Annotated in this window: 14 protein-coding genes and 2 pseudogenes; 7 read left to right on the forward strand and 9 right to left on the reverse strand. The window is 41.3% G+C overall.

The features are described from left to right. Positions 1-24: 24 nt before the first annotated feature. Positions 25-153, forward strand: a pseudogene (locus tag AAEY93_RS21255) (TIGR00645 family protein); the annotation flags it as partial. A gap of 89 nt (positions 154-242) precedes the next feature. On the opposite strand, the pseudogene AAEY93_RS01580 reads toward AAEY93_RS21255, so the two are convergent. From AAEY93_RS01580 to AAEY93_RS01615, 8 genes and pseudogenes are all read right to left on the reverse strand, one after another. Further along, a pseudogene (locus AAEY93_RS01580) lies at positions 243-1,391 on the reverse strand (IS4 family transposase); the annotation flags it as partial. Positions 1,392-2,034: 643 nt separating this feature from the next. Next, positions 2,035-2,529 carry a hypothetical protein gene (locus tag AAEY93_RS01585; protein ID WP_351074594.1) on the reverse strand — a complete coding sequence of 165 codons (495 nt, stop codon included), beginning with the start codon at positions 2,527-2,529 and terminating at the stop codon, positions 2,035-2,037. A gap of 102 nt (positions 2,530-2,631) precedes the next feature. Beyond that, positions 2,632-4,080 carry an amidohydrolase family protein gene (locus AAEY93_RS01590; RefSeq protein ID WP_351074596.1) on the reverse strand — a complete coding sequence of 483 codons (1,449 nt, stop codon included), beginning with the start codon at positions 4,078-4,080 and terminating at the stop codon, positions 2,632-2,634. 79 nt (positions 4,081-4,159) lie between these two features. Then, complete coding sequence (locus tag AAEY93_RS01595; RefSeq protein ID WP_351074598.1) at positions 4,160-4,717, reverse strand: hypothetical protein; 558 nt, start codon at positions 4,715-4,717, stop codon at positions 4,160-4,162. Positions 4,718-4,746: 29 nt separating this feature from the next. Beyond that, positions 4,747-5,226, reverse strand: a complete 480-nt coding sequence (locus AAEY93_RS01600; RefSeq protein WP_351074600.1) for an RNA polymerase sigma factor — start codon at positions 5,224-5,226, stop codon at positions 4,747-4,749. Positions 5,227-5,329: 103 nt separating this feature from the next. After that, positions 5,330-5,467 (reverse strand): hypothetical protein, encoded by a 138-nt coding sequence (locus AAEY93_RS01605; RefSeq protein ID WP_351074602.1) that lies wholly within the window; start codon positions 5,465-5,467, stop codon positions 5,330-5,332. 416 nt (positions 5,468-5,883) lie between these two features. Beyond that, the gene (gene groL / locus AAEY93_RS01610; protein WP_351074604.1) at positions 5,884-7,521 is read right to left on the reverse strand and encodes a chaperonin GroEL; all 1,638 of its coding nucleotides are present in this window, start codon (positions 7,519-7,521) and stop codon (positions 5,884-5,886) included. Positions 7,522-7,578: 57 nt separating this feature from the next. Continuing rightward, complete coding sequence (locus tag AAEY93_RS01615; protein ID WP_101033888.1) at positions 7,579-7,869, reverse strand: co-chaperone GroES; 291 nt, start codon at positions 7,867-7,869, stop codon at positions 7,579-7,581. Between the two features lie 211 nt (positions 7,870-8,080). Here AAEY93_RS01615 and AAEY93_RS01620 point away from each other — a divergent pair, with 211 nt between their 5' ends. Both AAEY93_RS01620 and AAEY93_RS01625 read left to right on the forward strand, forming a co-directional pair. Continuing rightward, the gene (locus AAEY93_RS01620; protein ID WP_351074606.1) at positions 8,081-9,523 is read left to right on the forward strand and encodes an MATE family efflux transporter; all 1,443 of its coding nucleotides are present in this window, start codon (positions 8,081-8,083) and stop codon (positions 9,521-9,523) included. A gap of 87 nt (positions 9,524-9,610) precedes the next feature. After that, the gene (locus tag AAEY93_RS01625; RefSeq protein ID WP_233768610.1) at positions 9,611-9,991 is read left to right on the forward strand and encodes a hypothetical protein; all 381 of its coding nucleotides are present in this window, start codon (positions 9,611-9,613) and stop codon (positions 9,989-9,991) included. Between the two features lie 164 nt (positions 9,992-10,155). Here the strand turns inward: AAEY93_RS01625 and AAEY93_RS01630 are convergent, their stop codons facing one another. Continuing rightward, positions 10,156-10,806, reverse strand: a complete 651-nt coding sequence (locus tag AAEY93_RS01630; RefSeq protein WP_351074720.1) for an FxsA family protein — start codon at positions 10,804-10,806, stop codon at positions 10,156-10,158. Between the two features lie 205 nt (positions 10,807-11,011). Between AAEY93_RS01630 and cutA the strand changes: the two genes are divergently transcribed. The 4 genes from cutA to galK all read left to right on the forward strand — a co-directional run bounded on the left by cutA (position 11,012) and on the right by galK (position 16,473). After that, the gene (gene cutA, locus AAEY93_RS01635; protein ID WP_101033885.1) at positions 11,012-11,338 is read left to right on the forward strand and encodes a divalent-cation tolerance protein CutA; all 327 of its coding nucleotides are present in this window, start codon (positions 11,012-11,014) and stop codon (positions 11,336-11,338) included. Beyond that, entirely contained in the window at positions 11,335-13,194 is a 1,860-nt protein-coding gene (locus AAEY93_RS01640; RefSeq protein WP_124012637.1) for a protein-disulfide reductase DsbD, read from the forward strand. The genes cutA and AAEY93_RS01640 overlap by 4 nt, the downstream gene beginning before the upstream one ends. 236 nt (positions 13,195-13,430) lie before the next feature. Then, complete coding sequence (locus tag AAEY93_RS01645) at positions 13,431-15,095, forward strand: cation:proton antiporter domain-containing protein (RefSeq protein WP_124012638.1); 1,665 nt, start codon at positions 13,431-13,433, stop codon at positions 15,093-15,095. A gap of 235 nt (positions 15,096-15,330) precedes the next feature. Next, a complete protein-coding gene (galK, locus tag AAEY93_RS01650; RefSeq protein ID WP_351074610.1) occupies positions 15,331-16,473 on the forward strand; it encodes a galactokinase in 1,143 nt (380 codons plus the stop codon). Positions 16,474-16,493: the final 20 nt, after the last annotated feature.

The raw sequence follows: 16,493 nt of genomic DNA on the forward strand, positions 1-16,493 counted from the left end.
TGACCCCACTAAATTCTTCACTAAATTCTTAAAGTATTTATGAATGCCGAAAATATCGCTAACGACAAGATCATGTGGTATCTGCTCATCCACATCACTTTTGTTTTAACGGCCTTTGCCATGGGATATCTGGATAAGATTACGCGGAAGTAATAACTGAATTTCGTCGTGGAAATGGCATAGACAATATCGTGGGGCAGAAAGTTTACTCTGACCCCACTAAATGTGCCACTAAATTTATTAATTCCTGCTAGCCAGTGAGACTTCAGTAGCCTCAAAGACTTATCTTTGTAGGCCCTTAATCCTATAAATTGGTTTGAGAGCACGTTGCGATGCTTTATTGAGTTAGCTTGATATTGCCTGTGCTTATCAGCTGATTTTACTGCCAAACCAAGCAGGTAAAGTATAAATTGTGATAAGCAAGCTATGAGCAGGAGTACGCCTAATTTACGGTGAATCCTTGTTCCGCTATCATTCATTTTCAACCCTGTTTTAACATCTCTAAAACTCTTTTCTATCTGCATCCTCGTCGCATAAATTTTAACGACTCTTTTAGCAGCATCTCTTCTACTGCATAGCGATGTTGCCAGTAACCACGGCTCTTTTTCTCGCTCGGCACTTGTTCGTGACTGTTTACTCCGTCTAGCTTTGTCACCTGTGGCCACTTTATCTTTTCGACCTTTTGCGTTGCGCTTAAAAATAACTAAGCGTGATTTAAAAGACACTTTCTCACCTAACAAGTAAACGCCGAGACTTTTGGCCCTAGCACTTGCTTGAACATAGAGTTGCTTAACGGGATACCAGTCATCCACAAGGCATTTTTTGCAGTGTGTTCGGTTTCTAAATCGACCTACGTAATCCCAGTTAAGCGACAATATTTGCTTAAACCAAGGGATCCGAAAACCTGCGTCAGTAACGATAATAGGCTTGCAGTCATTGGGTAGCATAGCCTTAAGTTGAGTCAGGAAGAGTAAATGGGGTTTAGGCTTCTCTTTTTTGTTTAGTGGATGTATTTCTTCATAAAGTGTCAGTGAACGTCCTCGAGCGGCAAGAGATGCTCGAATGAGAAAATGCTGCTTACGGTCATCAAGATCTGACCAATCGATATGAATGATTGGCTGCTTCATTTTACCCACTAACAAATGTGTCATGCGGGTATAGACACACTCGATTTCACGATGAAGATTAGCATTACTACAAAGCCTATCTACACGCTTAATCTTATGTTTTTCCTTCGCTTTATTCGTTATGTTACGGCCGAGTCCCGTGATAGAAAGTGGACCACCATTCATTGAGCTTTCAATGGCAGCAAACAAACTAGTACGAAGTGTTTTGTGCATTAATGGGGTGACAAGTGAGAGGCATTTTGATAAAACATGTTTAGCATTCATGGTATTTACTCGTGGTAATATTTGTTTGGCGATAAATTTGATCACCAAATGCCATGAATGTTCCTTTCTTTTTTACCTATCTCTTTATTTATTCAGTTCTTTTTGTGGGGATTCGTCAGAGTCAGAGTAAAAATATCCTTAAATCCCCAAATAACCAATAACAAAAAGCCCCGATATAGTTAAGTATCGAGGCTTTCTCTTTTCTTTTACAAGAAGTTTAGCTCTAAGCTTCTAGGCTTTAGAACGACAAGCAATATAGCGCAGGATAAATCGGGTTAGAACAAGGCGCTTTACCACGACGTTTAGTTTCTCATAAACGAGTGGTGAAGCAACGCAGTTATCACCGATTTAGACAAGCTAGATTACATCATACCGCCCACCTACAACTTAAGTAACTGATATTTAGATAAAAAATAAAATCCACAAAGTGGGATACCCCAAATTATACCCCGACCAATCAAGCAACCTAGTTAAGTAGTTGAAAACAACAAAATAAAATGTTTGTTGAAAATTCAATCGTGATTCACCACTATTCCAACACAGAGTCTAAAATTGTTACGACTCATTGTCTGCATCGCTATCATAACGGACATAGAAGCCTTAAACCAGATTGGCAGATGATCTGACTAGCCCTCATTAAAACCTATGAAAAGAGAAAATCCAGGCCCATACGACAATTTATATTTGCCTTAGTATTTTTGTAATACCTGCGAGCCCTTGTAATTTTGTTATCTATAATACTGGTATTAGAAATTATCCACCATCTGTCACCATCAAATAATAATTGAAAGTGGTTTAGTCCTTTCATCAATGGTTTTTCATCGGTCGTTTTTAACTTCACATCAAAGCTACTGTATACATTAGCCATGTTGCCGTACTGAACAACCTCCTTTGAAGTTTCTAATTCATGAAACCCTGTTTTGCCATAAGCCGATTCGGTCTGAGCGATAATGCCTTCAATATCAGCAGCGATAATCCCCGAAAATTGTGAAGATTGCATTGCAATCAACATCTCTGCATTGTCAAAAAACAAGTCTATAAAGCGGCACCAATTTCGTTTTTGATTTGGGCCCGCAGATATCGTGTTATACATCGCATCTATAATAGCTTCAGGACTTTTCCAGTCATTCGCATACAATTCACTATTAGCTTCATTGGCATTTATAGTAATACTGGTCAGTAGGGTACATAATAAGCAACGATCACTAAATTATGTATTTTCTTTAAATTAAACATTCGCTTACTCCTTCGTTGTTAATACCGGTTCTGAATGATTTAATTTTCCGTTAATCAAGTTGCCAGCGAGAAAAACTTGAGTAATTGTTTTTGTATTAGCAATATTTTCTAATGGGTTATTTTTGAGGAATACGATATTAGCGATTTTACCTTGCTCGATAGAGCCGTGTTGATCAGAGATATTCAGTTGTTTGGCAGCATTGATCGTTGCCATTCTTAGGATCTCACTATTAGGAATACCAGCATCTGCAAATATTTGCATTTCCTGATGTACACTAAAGCCTGGGATCACCCAAGGGTTACCTAAGTCTGTGCCGATGGTGAGCGGTACACCCTCTTTGTGTAAACGATTCACAAAACTTAATACCTTTGGCCACACTTTTTTAGCGCGGCTAAAATCTTGTTCTTTCCAGCCGATGTTAAAAGTGAAAAACGATTGCCAATTATTGAGTAATTCTGGGTGAACGTATTTAAGGTTTGGGTGCGCAACAACTTGTTGACTATCACCGTAAAAACTATTTTTAAACGCGATTAATGTCGGATCAACATGAACTTTGTTCTCACGTAAAGCTTGATATAGTTCGAGCATTGGTTTTGAGTTTAAGTCAGAATGCTCATACCACTCAAAATGAGCGAAAGGTCCAGGACGACTATTTTTCTGATATTCCTCTTTTGCTTCTTTACTGAGCAATTTAGATGAAACAGGCATAGCATGAACTATCCCGTCTATTTGCCAGTTTGCAGCATCCGTCCAACTCACTTCTTCGAGATGACCAATAACCTGCATATCGAGTTTATGACCAATTACTATAGCATCTTGAATCTGCTGCTCAGTTAAACCAGCATAAAGCTTAATAATATCTATACCCGCAGCCTTTTGTTGTTCAATTGCCGCGTGCAGTGACATGTTTTTATTTATATCAACGGTTAAACCTTCAAAGGCTCCTTGATTAATAATTTCACCAGCAATTATTACCCCAGGCCCAATAGTATTACCAGTAGCTACGTCGCGTTTGTATCGAAGGTTATGCTCACTACTACCACCTGGGTTTCTAATGAAGGTGATACCCCAACGCAGAAGCTCCTTTGCATTCCATTCAGATAACGCATCACTACTATTTGCATTGATAGCAAGCTTTCCACGTGTTTTTTTAAAGGTCACTTCGCCTAGTGAAATATGAGCGTGGGTGTCAATAAGCCCAGGAAGAAGGTATTGCCCCTGAGCATCAATAGGTTCAAGTTGTGAATATTGCTTGGGCAACTCTTGGCCAACATACTCAATAGTGTCACCATTAATCACTAAAAAACGGTTTTCGAGAATTTCGCCTTTGTTCACATCAACAATATTGGCATTACTAAATGATTGTACAGGGTTATTCGGTGTTTGATTGGCAAATGCTGTGTATGAAGAGCATAGGCAAACTGCTGTCGTAATAATTCTTGAAATGTTCATAAAAACTCCACGTATTAACTTAAATTTAAGTTCAACCTAACAGTGGAGTATTTTGAAAAAACCTTACAAATTATTGATTTTATTTTAATTTAGATAAAAACTCGTTGTGCTTTTTGATTTGTTTGATATTAAAAAGCCATACAAACGTCAACCAAATGATGCCAAATAAATAACGCCAAACGAGATCACTTATCGGACTTTCCATATAGAAATACTCGTAAGTAAAAGAAGTCGTGACCGCCCCAGCAAAAACAGCGATAAGGTATTTAGTATACTTTCCTCGCTGTAGCACTTCGAGACTCATACGTTCTTCAAATTCAATCCATTCACTTGTCGAGTTTTTGATCATTTGGTAACCTTTGAATCGGCTTTTCGACATTAATATGAAGGTGAATACACCGATGAACAGCGCAAAGATAAGCCCTATTTTTAAATGAATAGCCCAAGACTGGCTAAATGCTATCATTAAAAACCAAGCCACCGCTAATAGAATACCCAATTCAACGGTTGTTACTGCGAACAAACCTAATCGCTTTTTAATGAGCCGTTTTTTTATTTGCTCTTTTGTGAATTTGCTTGGGGTATTTTGGGCCTGCCAAACTGTTGACAAAGACTCTATATCGAAATCATCGTTCATAATTTCTACTCCCGTATATAAATTGATAGCTAATCATTAGATATTAATTGTGCTAAAGATTTTTTTGTCCTAGTGATTTTGACCGCTATATTATTTTCACTCATCCCGACGATCTCCGCGATATCCTGCTGTTTTACACCATCAAGATATAAAGTAATTATTTGTCGTTGGAGTAAAGGTAACTGCCAAATGGCGTTCATCAATCGTGTTAACTGTTGATCATTTGAGATCCCTTGCTCTAAGGAAGAAGTAACAGGAATATTATAATCTTCACTTGTTGTTTTTACCTGTTTCACCTGCTTTTTTATATGACCAACTCCAACATTATGCGAAATTTTATACATGAATGTTTCGACTGAACTATCACCACGAAAACTATTTAAAGACTGCCATATTGCCATCGCCATTTCTTGTACAAGCTCCTGCTGTAATTGGGGAATAGCTTCATAAGTTGAAGCTATTCGTGAAAGGCGCGGCCAAAACGTCTCAAGCAATTTATCTTTATTCATATTTAATTATCAAGTGGCACTCCACTAGCCATTATTGTCTAATAACTATCATTTCTTGAATGAAGATCTAGAGGTAGGTACAAGAGACTAAGGTTTATTCGCCTTAGGTTATGGCCTCTTGTGCGACATAGAAAACAGCAGCAATTGCAATTGTTATCTCCAAAACAACATAAACTAATCCTACTTTTAAGATGCGTTGAGACAACTTACTTTGTTTAATCTTATTTAATACTTGGTTCATTATAATACCCTATTATTTTGTGATTCTTTTACTAAGTAGTCATTCAGTAAAAATCCTTACAGTTTTTTTATATATTTCTAAATTTAATTTATTGCATGTATCAAGATTGGAGCAAGGTTGCCTTTCTAGGTGATTTTTGCAATGTGTTTGTTTTGAAGGGGATATAAAAAGTAGAAATGACCAACAAACACTGCCTTAATGGTTCAGCTAAAAAATTCTCACTTTCTGCTGAGTACTATATTTATTCCGAAGCCTTCCAATCATGGCTACACTACTTTGTATTAAGGGTAGCGTTTCATTCACCATTTGAACCCAAGGCTTATAACAAACCTTTAAAAACCAATAAAAAAGCCTGAATATTGCTATTCAGGCTTTCGTTTAAATGGTTAGAGCTAGGCTAATAGATTTAAAATCTACTACATCATGCCGCCCATTCCGCCCATACCGCCCATTCCGCCCATATCTGGCGCAGAATCTTGTGGTATTTCAGCGATCATCGCTTCAGTCGTGATCATTAAGCCCGCGATAGACGCGGCGAACTGTAATGCACTACGGGTCACTTTAGTTGGGTCAAGGATACCCATTTCTAACATGTCGCCGTAAGTGTCGTTACCTGCGTTGTAACCGAAGTTACCTTCACCGTTTTTAACAGTGTTAGCCACAACTGATGCTTCTTGACCTGCGTTAGTCGCGATTTGACGTAAAGGCGCTTCCATCGCACGTAGCGCAATAAGCACACCGTGCTTTTGGTCTTCGTTAAGCACGTCAATATCTTTAATCAGGCTTGCAACGCGAACAAGGGCTACACCACCACCGGCTACCACACCTTCTTCAACCGCTGCGCGAGTAGCATTTAATGCATCTTCAACGCGGGCTTTTTTCTCTTTCATTTCAACTTCAGTTGCTGCGCCAACTTTAATGACTGCAACACCGCCAGCTAACTTAGCCATACGCTCTTGTAGCTTTTCTTTGTCGTAGTCTGATGTTGACTCTTCAACTTGTTGTTTGATTTGCGAAACGCGAGCTGAAATCTGCACTTGGTCGCCGTTACCATCGATGATGGTGGTGTTATCTTTAGTAATGATAACGCGCTTAGCAGTACCTAAATCTTCTAGTGTCGCTTTTTCAAGTTCTAGGCCGATTTCTTCAGCGATAACAGTACCGCCAGTTAAGATGGCGACATCTTGAAGCATGGCTTTACGACGGTCACCAAAACCAGGAGCTTTAACTGCAGCCACTTTAACGATGCCACGCATGTTGTTGACAACCAATGTTGCTAATGCTTCGCCTTCAACGTCTTCTGCAACGATAAGCAATGGCTTACCTGTTTTAGCTAGACCTTCAAGGATAGGTAATAATTCACGGATATTAGACACTTTTTTGTCTACTAATAAAATGAATGGGCTGTCTAATTCAATGCTGCCAGTTTCTGGCTTGTTGATGAAGTATGGTGATAGGTAACCGCGATCAAACTGCATACCTTCAACAACGTCTAATTCGTTTTCAAGCGCTTGGCCTTCTTCAACGGTGATAACGCCTTCTTTACCGACTTTTTCCATTGCTGTTGCAATGATTTCGCCGATTGACTCATCAGAGTTAGCAGAGATAGTACCGACTTGGGCAATCGCTTTAGTGTCAGAACATTCTTGAGAAAGTAATTTAAGCTCAGCAACGGCTGCGATAACTGCTTTGTCGATACCACGCTTAAGGTCCATTGGGTTCATACCCGCTGCAACTGCTTTTAAGCCTTCAACAACAATAGCTTGAGCTAATACTGTTGCAGTAGTAGTACCGTCACCGGCTGCATCATTTGATTTAGAAGCAACTTCTTTAACCATTTGTGCGCCCATGTTTTCGAACTTGTCTGTCAGTTCGATTTCTCTCGCAACTGACACACCGTCTTTGGTGATCATTGGCGAACCAAAGCTTTTATCTAAAACAACGTTACGACCTTTAGGGCCTAAAGTCACTTTAACTGCGTTGGCTAGGATGTTAACGCCCGCAAGCATTTTTACGCGTGCGTCGTTACCAAATAAGACTTCTTTTGCTGCCATTTTTGATGTTCCTTTAAATTTGTTGATTAACTGGAAAGTCGAGTTGATGCAAGAGGCTTAGCCTACTACTGCCATCAGGTCAGCTTCTGACAGGATTAAGACTTCTTCTCCGTCAATTTTTTCTTTCTTGACGCCATAACCTTCATTGAAGATCACAACGTCGCCCACTTTAACGTCAAGCGGAGTAACTGAACCGTTTTCTAAGATGCGACCGTTGCCTACAGCAAGGATTTCACCACGAGTTGATTTCTCAGCTGCGCTGCCTGTAAGCACAATACCGCCGGCTGATTTTGATTCAACTTCTAAACGTTTAACGATAACGCGGTCATGTAATGGACGAATATTCATCTATGAACTCTCCTAATGATGTGATGCCCAGAAAACGAGGCTATTGACTAACAAATAAGGGTTTCCCCCTTAATGCATGTGATATGGGGGTGATTGATCACAGATCCAAGGGGACTTAAAAAAAAAACTCTACTTTTTTAAGTCTGATTTATTAATGCTGCACTAATCCTGATAGAATTCTGTTCCTTTGAAATATTAAGACCGAGAATAGATGAAAGACAGACATGGGTTGCTCACAGCCCCAATTGGTCGTGTTCTGCTTATCATGACCTTGCCTAACCTGATTGGCATTATGACCATTCTCGGTGGCAGTCTGGTAGACATCTTTTTTATCAGTAAGTTGGGCACTGAAGCACTGGCGGCGGTGAGTTTTACCTTCCCGGTAACCTTGGTCATTTCGAGTATCGGTATCGGCATTGGTGCTGGCGTGTCGACCAATCTGGGGCGCTTGATTGGTTCTGGGCATGCGCCCGAGTCTAGAGTGTTTTTATATGACACCTTGTGCATGACCTTAGTTATTATTTGGGGGTTATCGATACTCGGTTGTGTCTTGATTGAACCTACTTTTAGTTTACTGGGTGCCAATAGTGCCAGTTTGCCATTAATACATGACTACATGTGGTACTGGTATTTAGGTGCCCCTGCATTAGTGTTAGTGATGGTGGGTAATCAGGGATTACGTGCCACGGGTGATACCCGCTCACCGGCTAAAATTATGATGCTCGCCGCCATTGTAAACTTAGTACTCGACCCGCTACTTATCTTTGGCATTGGCCCTTTTCCTCGATTAGAAATACAAGGCGCAGCCATTGCGACAACGCTTTCCTGGGTGATGGCAATGTCGTTGTCGGGCTACCTGATTATTGTTAAGCGTAAACTGGTCAAGTTTGCTCGCTTTGATGTTGGTCGATTAATTTTGCATTGGAAGGTATTAGCTCATATTGCTCGCCCAGCGGCATTAATGAATGTGATTAACCCTATTACTAACGGCATTATCATGGCGATGTTAGCCCGGATTGATAATACCGGCGTTGCAGCGTTTGGCGCAGGTATTCGCCTTGAGTCGGTGTCGCTAATTGTGGTGATGGCGCTGTCGTCGAGTTTAATGCCCTTTATTGCGCAAAATTTAGGTGCTGGCCAGCCTGAACGCGCTAAAAAAGCCTTATTGATGTCGTTGCAATTCGTGTTTGTATTTCAAACATTGCTGTATATTCCACTGTATTTTAATGCTGATTTTATTGCTGGATTGTTTACTCACGACCCGCTTGTTATCGAGTGGCTGAGTTTTTATATCCTAGTGTTACCTGTCGCTTATGGGCCTCTGGGTATTGTGATTATTTTTGCCACTAGCTTAAACGCTTACCATAGGCCGTTGAGTTCACTGGTGATTAACTTGTGTCGGTTAATGTTATTGATGTTACCGCTAGCGGTTTTAGGATCTTATGTTGGTGGGGTAAAAGGTATTTTACTGGCACTGCCCATTACCAATACGCTTATGGGCTTAGCTTGTTATTATTTGGCGACTAAAATTAGCGAGCCAGACAACATTAAGCATGCTGTACCTTGTCCCGACAAATCCGAGCCAACTGACGCTGACGCAGCCGACAAACAAGTTGATGCAAAAGACTCAGCAACTCACCTTGGCGAATATTAAACTGTGTTAATGATGCCGACCAAACTTGCTTTTTAATCGCTGTCAGAGGATTAATAGCAGTATATTAATCGAAAATACAATTAAGCTATGATGAAAAAATCCATTTATGCCGCCATGCTCTCTGGCATTATTTGCCCTGGCAGTGGTCAACTCTGGTTAGGTAAAAAATTACAGGGCTGGGGGTTTATCAGTATCAGTGTGGTCTGCATTATGGTGCTTATGGACCAGATGATCAGTCGAGCACAAGTCATTGCAGAGCAAATTTTAGCGGGCAATATCGGCAACGATTTAGCCTCAATTTATGCTGCAGTATCAGAGGTCGCGCTCGACACCGGCAGCTCAAGCATGTCGGCGTTAACCTGGGTATTTTTGGCCAATTGGGGCTTGAGTATCATTAGTGCATTTTGGTTTGGTGCTCAGCAGGATAAACAACTTCAGCTACAAACAGACACAAAAACAGCCGAATAATACATCTCTCGGCTGTTTCGCTGTTTCTTTCATTAGGGCGTAAACGCCACACCCAATCGAACACGCTCTAAAAATTGAACCCCAAAGCGACTATTTTAACAATAATGATCTAAACCTAATGACCTCAACGTAAGACTCAATGGACATTGAATTGCTGGGTAACACTACGTCGGTTTGTTGTCATCTTTAGGGTTAACGGGCTCAACATCAATAATGTCGTCACGCTTGTCGTCATGGTTATCTTTATGACTGTTTTGATGCTTGTCTTCATTAAGGTTGTCATCAACATCGTCATGCTCAATTTGATGGCTACGAGGTTGCTCATTTCTATGTTCAAAATCACCGTCGAAGGTGTTGCCGGGTTGATCAGATGGTTTTTGCCCCGCAAATGGACCCGATGGCCCAAAAGGACTTTGTCCACCGCCAAAACCTGATTTAAAACCACCATTAGCCACTACGCGTAATTGCATGCGCTTGTAAAAAAATGCCGCAATGGGTGCACGGGTTAACGGTGTTAATAAAATTAAGCCGATAAAATCGGTCACAAAGCCGGGGATCAGTAATAATACCCCTGCGGCAGCTAGCATCATGCCTTCGACAATTTCTTGCCCAGGCGCTTCGCCTCGAGCTAACTTTTGTTGCACTGACATTAGGGTGCTTAAACCTTGGCTACGCACCAACGACACCCCGACTACGGCAGTAAAGAGCACCAAACCAACCGTGGGCCACGAGCCAATCGAACTGGCAACTTCAATGATCACATTGAGCTCTATAACCGGTATTAAAACAAATATTAACAATAAAATAAAAAACATATTGGCCTCTAATGATCGCTTTTTGATAGAGTGGCGACCGATAAAATAACTGTTGCCGATGAAACTTAAATGGGGGTGAGCAGGTCTGATTTCAAGACAGGTCACGAATATCACCTCAGTTTAATGAAAATGCGTTTAAAAAAGCGTACTGTGATGACTTTTAGCATGATAACAGCATTAACTTAAGTAAACTTTAAGACAACTTATGTATAAACCCGAACAGCTACTTATTTTAACCACTTGTCCCGATGTTGAAATCGCTTCACGTATTGCGACTGCATTAGTAGCGGCCCAATTAGCGGCTTGTGTACAAATAGGCCAAGCCGTTGAGTCAATATATCACTGGGACAATAACATTTGTCAGTCAAATGAAGTGCCGATGCAGATAAAATGCATGGCAACTGATTATCATGCAATTGAACAACTCGTGATCCAAATGCATCCTTATGAAGTACCAGAATTCATTGCCACTCCGATTATCGTTGGTTTTGGCCCTTATTTACAATGGATAAAAGACAACTCACCATCATGAAAAAAATCGTCGCAATATGCCTCACATCATTGTTAATGATGTCATCAATCATACTCGCGCCAGCAGCACACAGTGCTGATGTCTTGAGTAGTAAATTCAGTTTTTTAAGCAGTGAACCAGAATTAATGAAGGTGAACGATGCTTTTGTGTTTGATTACCAACAACAAGGTAATCAACTCAAAATCAATTTTGTGATCGCCGAAGGCTATTATTTATACCGCGACAAGCTACAGTTTTCCGTCGACGGTGCGGTGATTGGTGATATTGCATTACCCCATGGCAAAAACCATCATGACGAATACTTTGGCGACCAAGAGGTGTTTTACTCGTTTGTTGAAATCCCGATTGCTTTTAAAGAAGCGCAAGCCGATGCGGTATTTCATGTCACCTTTATGGGTTGTGCTGAAGGGACCTTGTGTTATCCACCCACCAAACACGATGTTACCTTATCCGCTATTGAGGCTAATGATGGCAAGTTAACCAGCAAAAAAGTGATTGGCGCACCTGATGAAGCACAATCATCAACGGCGACCGATGCCCCAGCCGCACCGATTACCCAACAAGACACCTTAAACCAAAGACTACAAAACGACAGTCTATTATGGACCTTAGTGATTTTCTTTGGTTTGGGAATAGGCTTAGCATTAACGCCTTGTGTATTCCCAATGTACCCTATTTTGTCTGGCATTATTGTTGGTCAAGGCAAGAAGCTGTCTACAGCCAAAGCCTTCACCCTATCAATGGCCTATGTGCAAGGGATGGCGATTACCTATTCCTTACTCGGGTTAGTGGTGGCCTCTGCCGGACTTAAGTTTCAAGCGGCCTTACAACACCCGGCCATTTTGATTTTCTTAGCGGTGATGTTTGTATTGCTGAGCTTGTCGATGTTTGGCATGTACGATTTAAAACTGCCATCAAAATGGCAACAAAAAATGAACTCGATGTCGAACAACCAAAAAGGTGGCAACCTCATTGGTGTGTTTATGATGGGAGTGATTTCTGGTTTAGTCGCTTCGCCTTGTACCACAGCGCCATTATCTGGGGTGCTCATTTACGTGGCGCAGTCTGGCGACTTACTGCAAGGCTTTTTAGCCCTGTATGTATTGAGCATGGGGATGGGAGTACCGTTATTAATTATTGGCACTTCGGGTGGTAAAATCTTACCGCGCGCAGGGGCTTGGATGGACATCATTAAAACCGTCTTTGGCTTCTTACTGATTTCAGTATCGATTGTGATGATTGGCCGTATTTGGCCTGGTTTAGTGTCCGATTTACTTTGGTCAGTATGGGCAATAAGCTTAATCGCTTACTTAATGCATCAAAACAGGTTGTCAGCATTTAACTGGAAACAAAGCACTCGTGGGGTGTTGTTATTGCTGGCTTTGATGGCAAGTTTCTCCTATGGCTTCCAAGCATTAATGACCAGCTTTGGTCATCAATCCTCAAATATGACCCAAACCGGTATAGATGGCAAAGCCAACACCGAAGCCAATCACTTTATCCATATTAAGTCGCTGGAAGACTTAGAACTTGAATTGGATAAAGCCAGTATTAGCGGTAAAACAGTGATGTTAGATTTATATGCCGACTGGTGTGTGGCCTGTAAAGAATTTGAAGCCATTACCTTTAAAAATGCCGAGGTTGCAGCGCGCATGAGTCAAATGGTGTTATTGCAAGCCGACGTGACCGCCAGCGATGATATTGATATTACTCTTTTAGAACATTATGGCGTATTAGGTTTACCCACCTTGTTAATGTTTAATAGCGATGGCGAACAACGTAAAGACTTACGCGTTACCGGCTTTATGGGCCCGAAAGACTTTGCCGCTCACTTAGATTTACTGTTAGCAAAGTAAATTAACCGACTCATTTAGCGCATAAGTTAATGCGCTAAATTAAGTACGTTAATGAAATTCACTCAATCAGTGATCTTATAGCGTAAAACGAGTTCGTAAAATCATTCCGTAAAAAACAATGTAAAACAGTATCTTTAGTCACTAAAGATGCTGTTTTTGCATTTAAGCAACGAAAGTCATCGAAAGTTAACCTTTTTCTTATACAATACGTTTTTATTGTTTATTTAAGGCGCTTTATGGAACCCGCAATCCTGATCATAACCCTATTGTGCGGCATGCTTGTCAGCCGAGTAGGTTTACCACCACTCATTGGTTATCTTGCTGCTGGTTTTGTATTGTTCACCTTAGGCATTAAAGACACTAGCTTACCTATTTTGCAGCAATTGGCTGACTTAGGTGTCACCTTACTGCTATTTTCCATTGGCCTTAAACTTGATCTTAAGAGCCTTTTTAAAGCCGAAGTATGGGCAGGCTCAAGCTTACATTTAATTGGTTCGCTCTTATTTTTTGTGCCCATGCTCAAGTTATTGGGCTTTTTAGGCATCGAGCAGCTGGACGGATTTAGCTTTAATCAACTGATGTTGATTTCGTTTGCATTAAGTTTTTCCAGTACCGTGTTTGCCGTAAAAGTGCTTGAAGATAGCGGTGATATGCAGTCGCTTTATGGCCGCGTGGCGATTGGTATCTTGATTATGGAAGACATCTTCGCCGTGATATTTTTAACCATTTCTAAAGGTGATATTCCGTCTGTTTGGGCTTTTGCTTTACTCTTGTTGCCGTTAGCAAGGCCGCTTATTTATAAAGTGTTTGATCGCGTCGGCCACGGTGAAATGCTGGTATTGTTTGGCCTGGTGATGGCATTAGTGGTGGGTGCATGGTTATTTGAAGCCGTGGGGCTAAAACCTGATTTAGGCGCGCTTATTGTGGGTATTTTATTAGCAGGGCATGCTAAATCATCGGAATTAGCCAAATCGATTTATTACTTTAAAGAAATATTTTTAATCGCCTTTTTCTTAACCATTGGCTTAAACGGATTACCAACATTAGCTGATATCGGCTTAGCCAGTATTTTAGTGCTGTTGATCCCGGTTAAGATTTTGATGTTTATCTACTTGCTCACCCGCTTTAAACTGCGCTCGCGCACCTCATTATTAGCCTCATTTAACTTAGGTAACTACAGTGAATTTGGGTTAATTGTCGCCGCTGTTGCGGCGCATAAAGGCTGGTTACCGCCAGAATGGCTGATCATTATCGCGGTCGCGTTAAGCATCAGTTTCTTATTTGCAGCGCCCTTGAATAGCAGCGTCGCAAAAATTTACTTGCGCTATCAAGCCAAGCTGATGAAGCTAGAACGTCACCCATTACACCCTGAAGATCGTCAAATCCGCATCGGTAATCCGCGCTTCTTAATCTTAGGTATGGGACGAATTGGTTGCGGTGCTTATGATGAACTGCATTCAAAATATACCGGCGAAATTTTAGGGATTGAGCATAAACAAGAATTGGTTGATTTTCATCGTAGCCAAAACCGTAATGTCGTCCAAGGTGACGCTGGCGATACTGATTTTTGGGAGAAGCTCGAGCGGGCGCCAGATTTAGAATTAGTCTTGTTGGCGATGCCTAATCACGTAGGTAATTTATTTGCGGTACAACAACTGCAAAAATTAAACTACCAAGGAAAAATCAGTGCCATTGTACAGTACGCTGAAGATGCTGAATCGTTGAAAGATTCAGGTGTGCACACTGTATATAACTTGTATGAAGCGGCGGGTGCCGGTTTTGTTGATCATGTGATCAAAGAGTTACTCGACTCTCCGCCAGAAATCACCCCAGACTCATTGACGAAGAATAGTCTTCAGCCAACACGGGCAGTGACCGATGAAGTCTCTTCCGAGTCGTGATAATAAAACGAACAGTCGCCTCAGCTCGGGATAATAAACCGGTTTTTATCGAATTATCCCATTTCTTATACCGAGTTGAGGTTAACTTACCGACGCCTAGATAACTTTCTAGGCGTTTTTGTTTATTGCCGCGTATTGCTGCGGATTAAAAATCTCCGTTACATACACAGTAAAGTCATGCTATAACTCATTAATAAGACTTTTTTTGTCACCCTTTTGTTGGATTTTTTGAAGTATGTCAAACCCTGCTCAACGCGCGACTAAATTATTTGTTCAAACATTTGGTACCAAGCCTGACGACTTATACCAAGCCCCTGGGCGAGTGAATATTATGGGCGAGCATACCGACTATAACGAAGGACTCGTACTACCTGCAGCAATTAACTTTCACACTGTGATTGCAGTAAAACATCGCGATGATAATTTATTTCGCGCCGTGACCACAGCTTTTCCAGGACAAATCAAACAATGGCACTTTGGTGAAGAAGGTGCAGTTGCGGCAGGTGATGATTGGTGTCATTACCTCAAAGGCGTGACAGCAGCCATGAACCAATCGGGTTTACGCGCAAATGGCTTAGACTTAGCCATAGTGGGTGACGTGCCACTCGGAGCAGGTTTATCGTCGTCGGCAGCACTTGAAATCGCTTTCGGTACGGCCATCAGTTATGCCAGCCAATTACACTTGTCACCTTTAGCTATTGCCCAATTGGCTCAGCGCGGCCAAAGCCAATTTATGCAGATAAATTGCGGCATGATGGACCAAATTATCAGCGCGATGGCACAACCCGATCACGCCTTATTAATTGATTGTTTAGAATTAGAAAGCGAAGCGGTTTTATTGCCAGAAGAGTTAAGCTTGATCGTGATTGATTTAAAACAAGACCGCCATGGGTTTACCCAGCAATTTGAACAACGCAAACAAGAATGCAACCAGATCACCGCGTTGCTTGGCCTCGACTCACTGCGAGATTTATCACTAAGCCAACTGACCCAAAATAAAGATGTGCTAAGTAATGAGCAATTTCGTCGAGCGCGCCATATCATCACTGAAAACCAACGCACCAGTAATGCCGCCAGAGCATTGCAACAGAATAACATCCCTCGTTTTAGTCAGTTAATGGCTCAGTCTCAAGCATCAATGCGTGATGACTTTGATATTATCACTGTCGAGATAGACACCTTAGTCACTATGGTTGCAACACTTATCGGTGAGCGAGGCGGTGTGCGTATGAGCGATGGTTGTGTATTAGCCTTGGTCAATCACGACCTCACCGATAAGGTGATTAATGTGGTTGAAAACCAATACCTTAAGCAAACCGGTATCGAAGCAACTATATACTTATGTTCCGCCAGTGGCGGTGCAGGACGCATCGGTTAATCGGTAATGTATCTAGATCA

The organism is Shewanella sp. CAL98-MNA-CIBAN-0140, from assembly GCF_040309905.1.
GTDB lineage: Bacteria > Pseudomonadota > Gammaproteobacteria > Enterobacterales > Shewanellaceae > Shewanella > Shewanella psychromarinicola.

Coding starts and splice junctions, on each gene's coding strand:
- AAEY93_RS01615 (WP_101033888.1), bottom strand. CDS start 7,869: ATGAATATTCGTCCATTACATGACCGCGTTATCGTTAAACGTTTAGAA.
- AAEY93_RS01645 (WP_124012638.1), top strand. CDS start 13,431: ATGGAACCCGCAATCCTGATCATAACCCTATTGTGCGGCATGCTTGTC.
- AAEY93_RS01600 (WP_351074600.1), bottom strand. CDS start 5,226: ATGAATAAAGATAAATTGCTTGAGACGTTTTGGCCGCGCCTTTCACGA.
- groL (WP_351074604.1), bottom strand. CDS start 7,521: ATGGCAGCAAAAGAAGTCTTATTTGGTAACGACGCACGCGTAAAAATG.
- AAEY93_RS01640 (WP_124012637.1), top strand. CDS start 11,335: ATGAAAAAAATCGTCGCAATATGCCTCACATCATTGTTAATGATGTCA.
- AAEY93_RS01590 (WP_351074596.1), bottom strand. CDS start 4,080: ATGAACATTTCAAGAATTATTACGACAGCAGTTTGCCTATGCTCTTCA.
- AAEY93_RS01605 (WP_351074602.1), bottom strand. CDS start 5,467: ATGAACCAAGTATTAAATAAGATTAAACAAAGTAAGTTGTCTCAACGC.
- AAEY93_RS01620 (WP_351074606.1), top strand. CDS start 8,081: ATGAAAGACAGACATGGGTTGCTCACAGCCCCAATTGGTCGTGTTCTG.
- AAEY93_RS01595 (WP_351074598.1), bottom strand. CDS start 4,717: ATGAACGATGATTTCGATATAGAGTCTTTGTCAACAGTTTGGCAGGCC.
- galK (WP_351074610.1), top strand. CDS start 15,331: ATGTCAAACCCTGCTCAACGCGCGACTAAATTATTTGTTCAAACATTT.
- cutA (WP_101033885.1), top strand. CDS start 11,012: ATGTATAAACCCGAACAGCTACTTATTTTAACCACTTGTCCCGATGTT.
- AAEY93_RS01630 (WP_351074720.1), bottom strand. CDS start 10,806: ATGTTTTTTATTTTATTGTTAATATTTGTTTTAATACCGGTTATAGAG.
- AAEY93_RS01625 (WP_233768610.1), top strand. CDS start 9,611: ATGATGAAAAAATCCATTTATGCCGCCATGCTCTCTGGCATTATTTGC.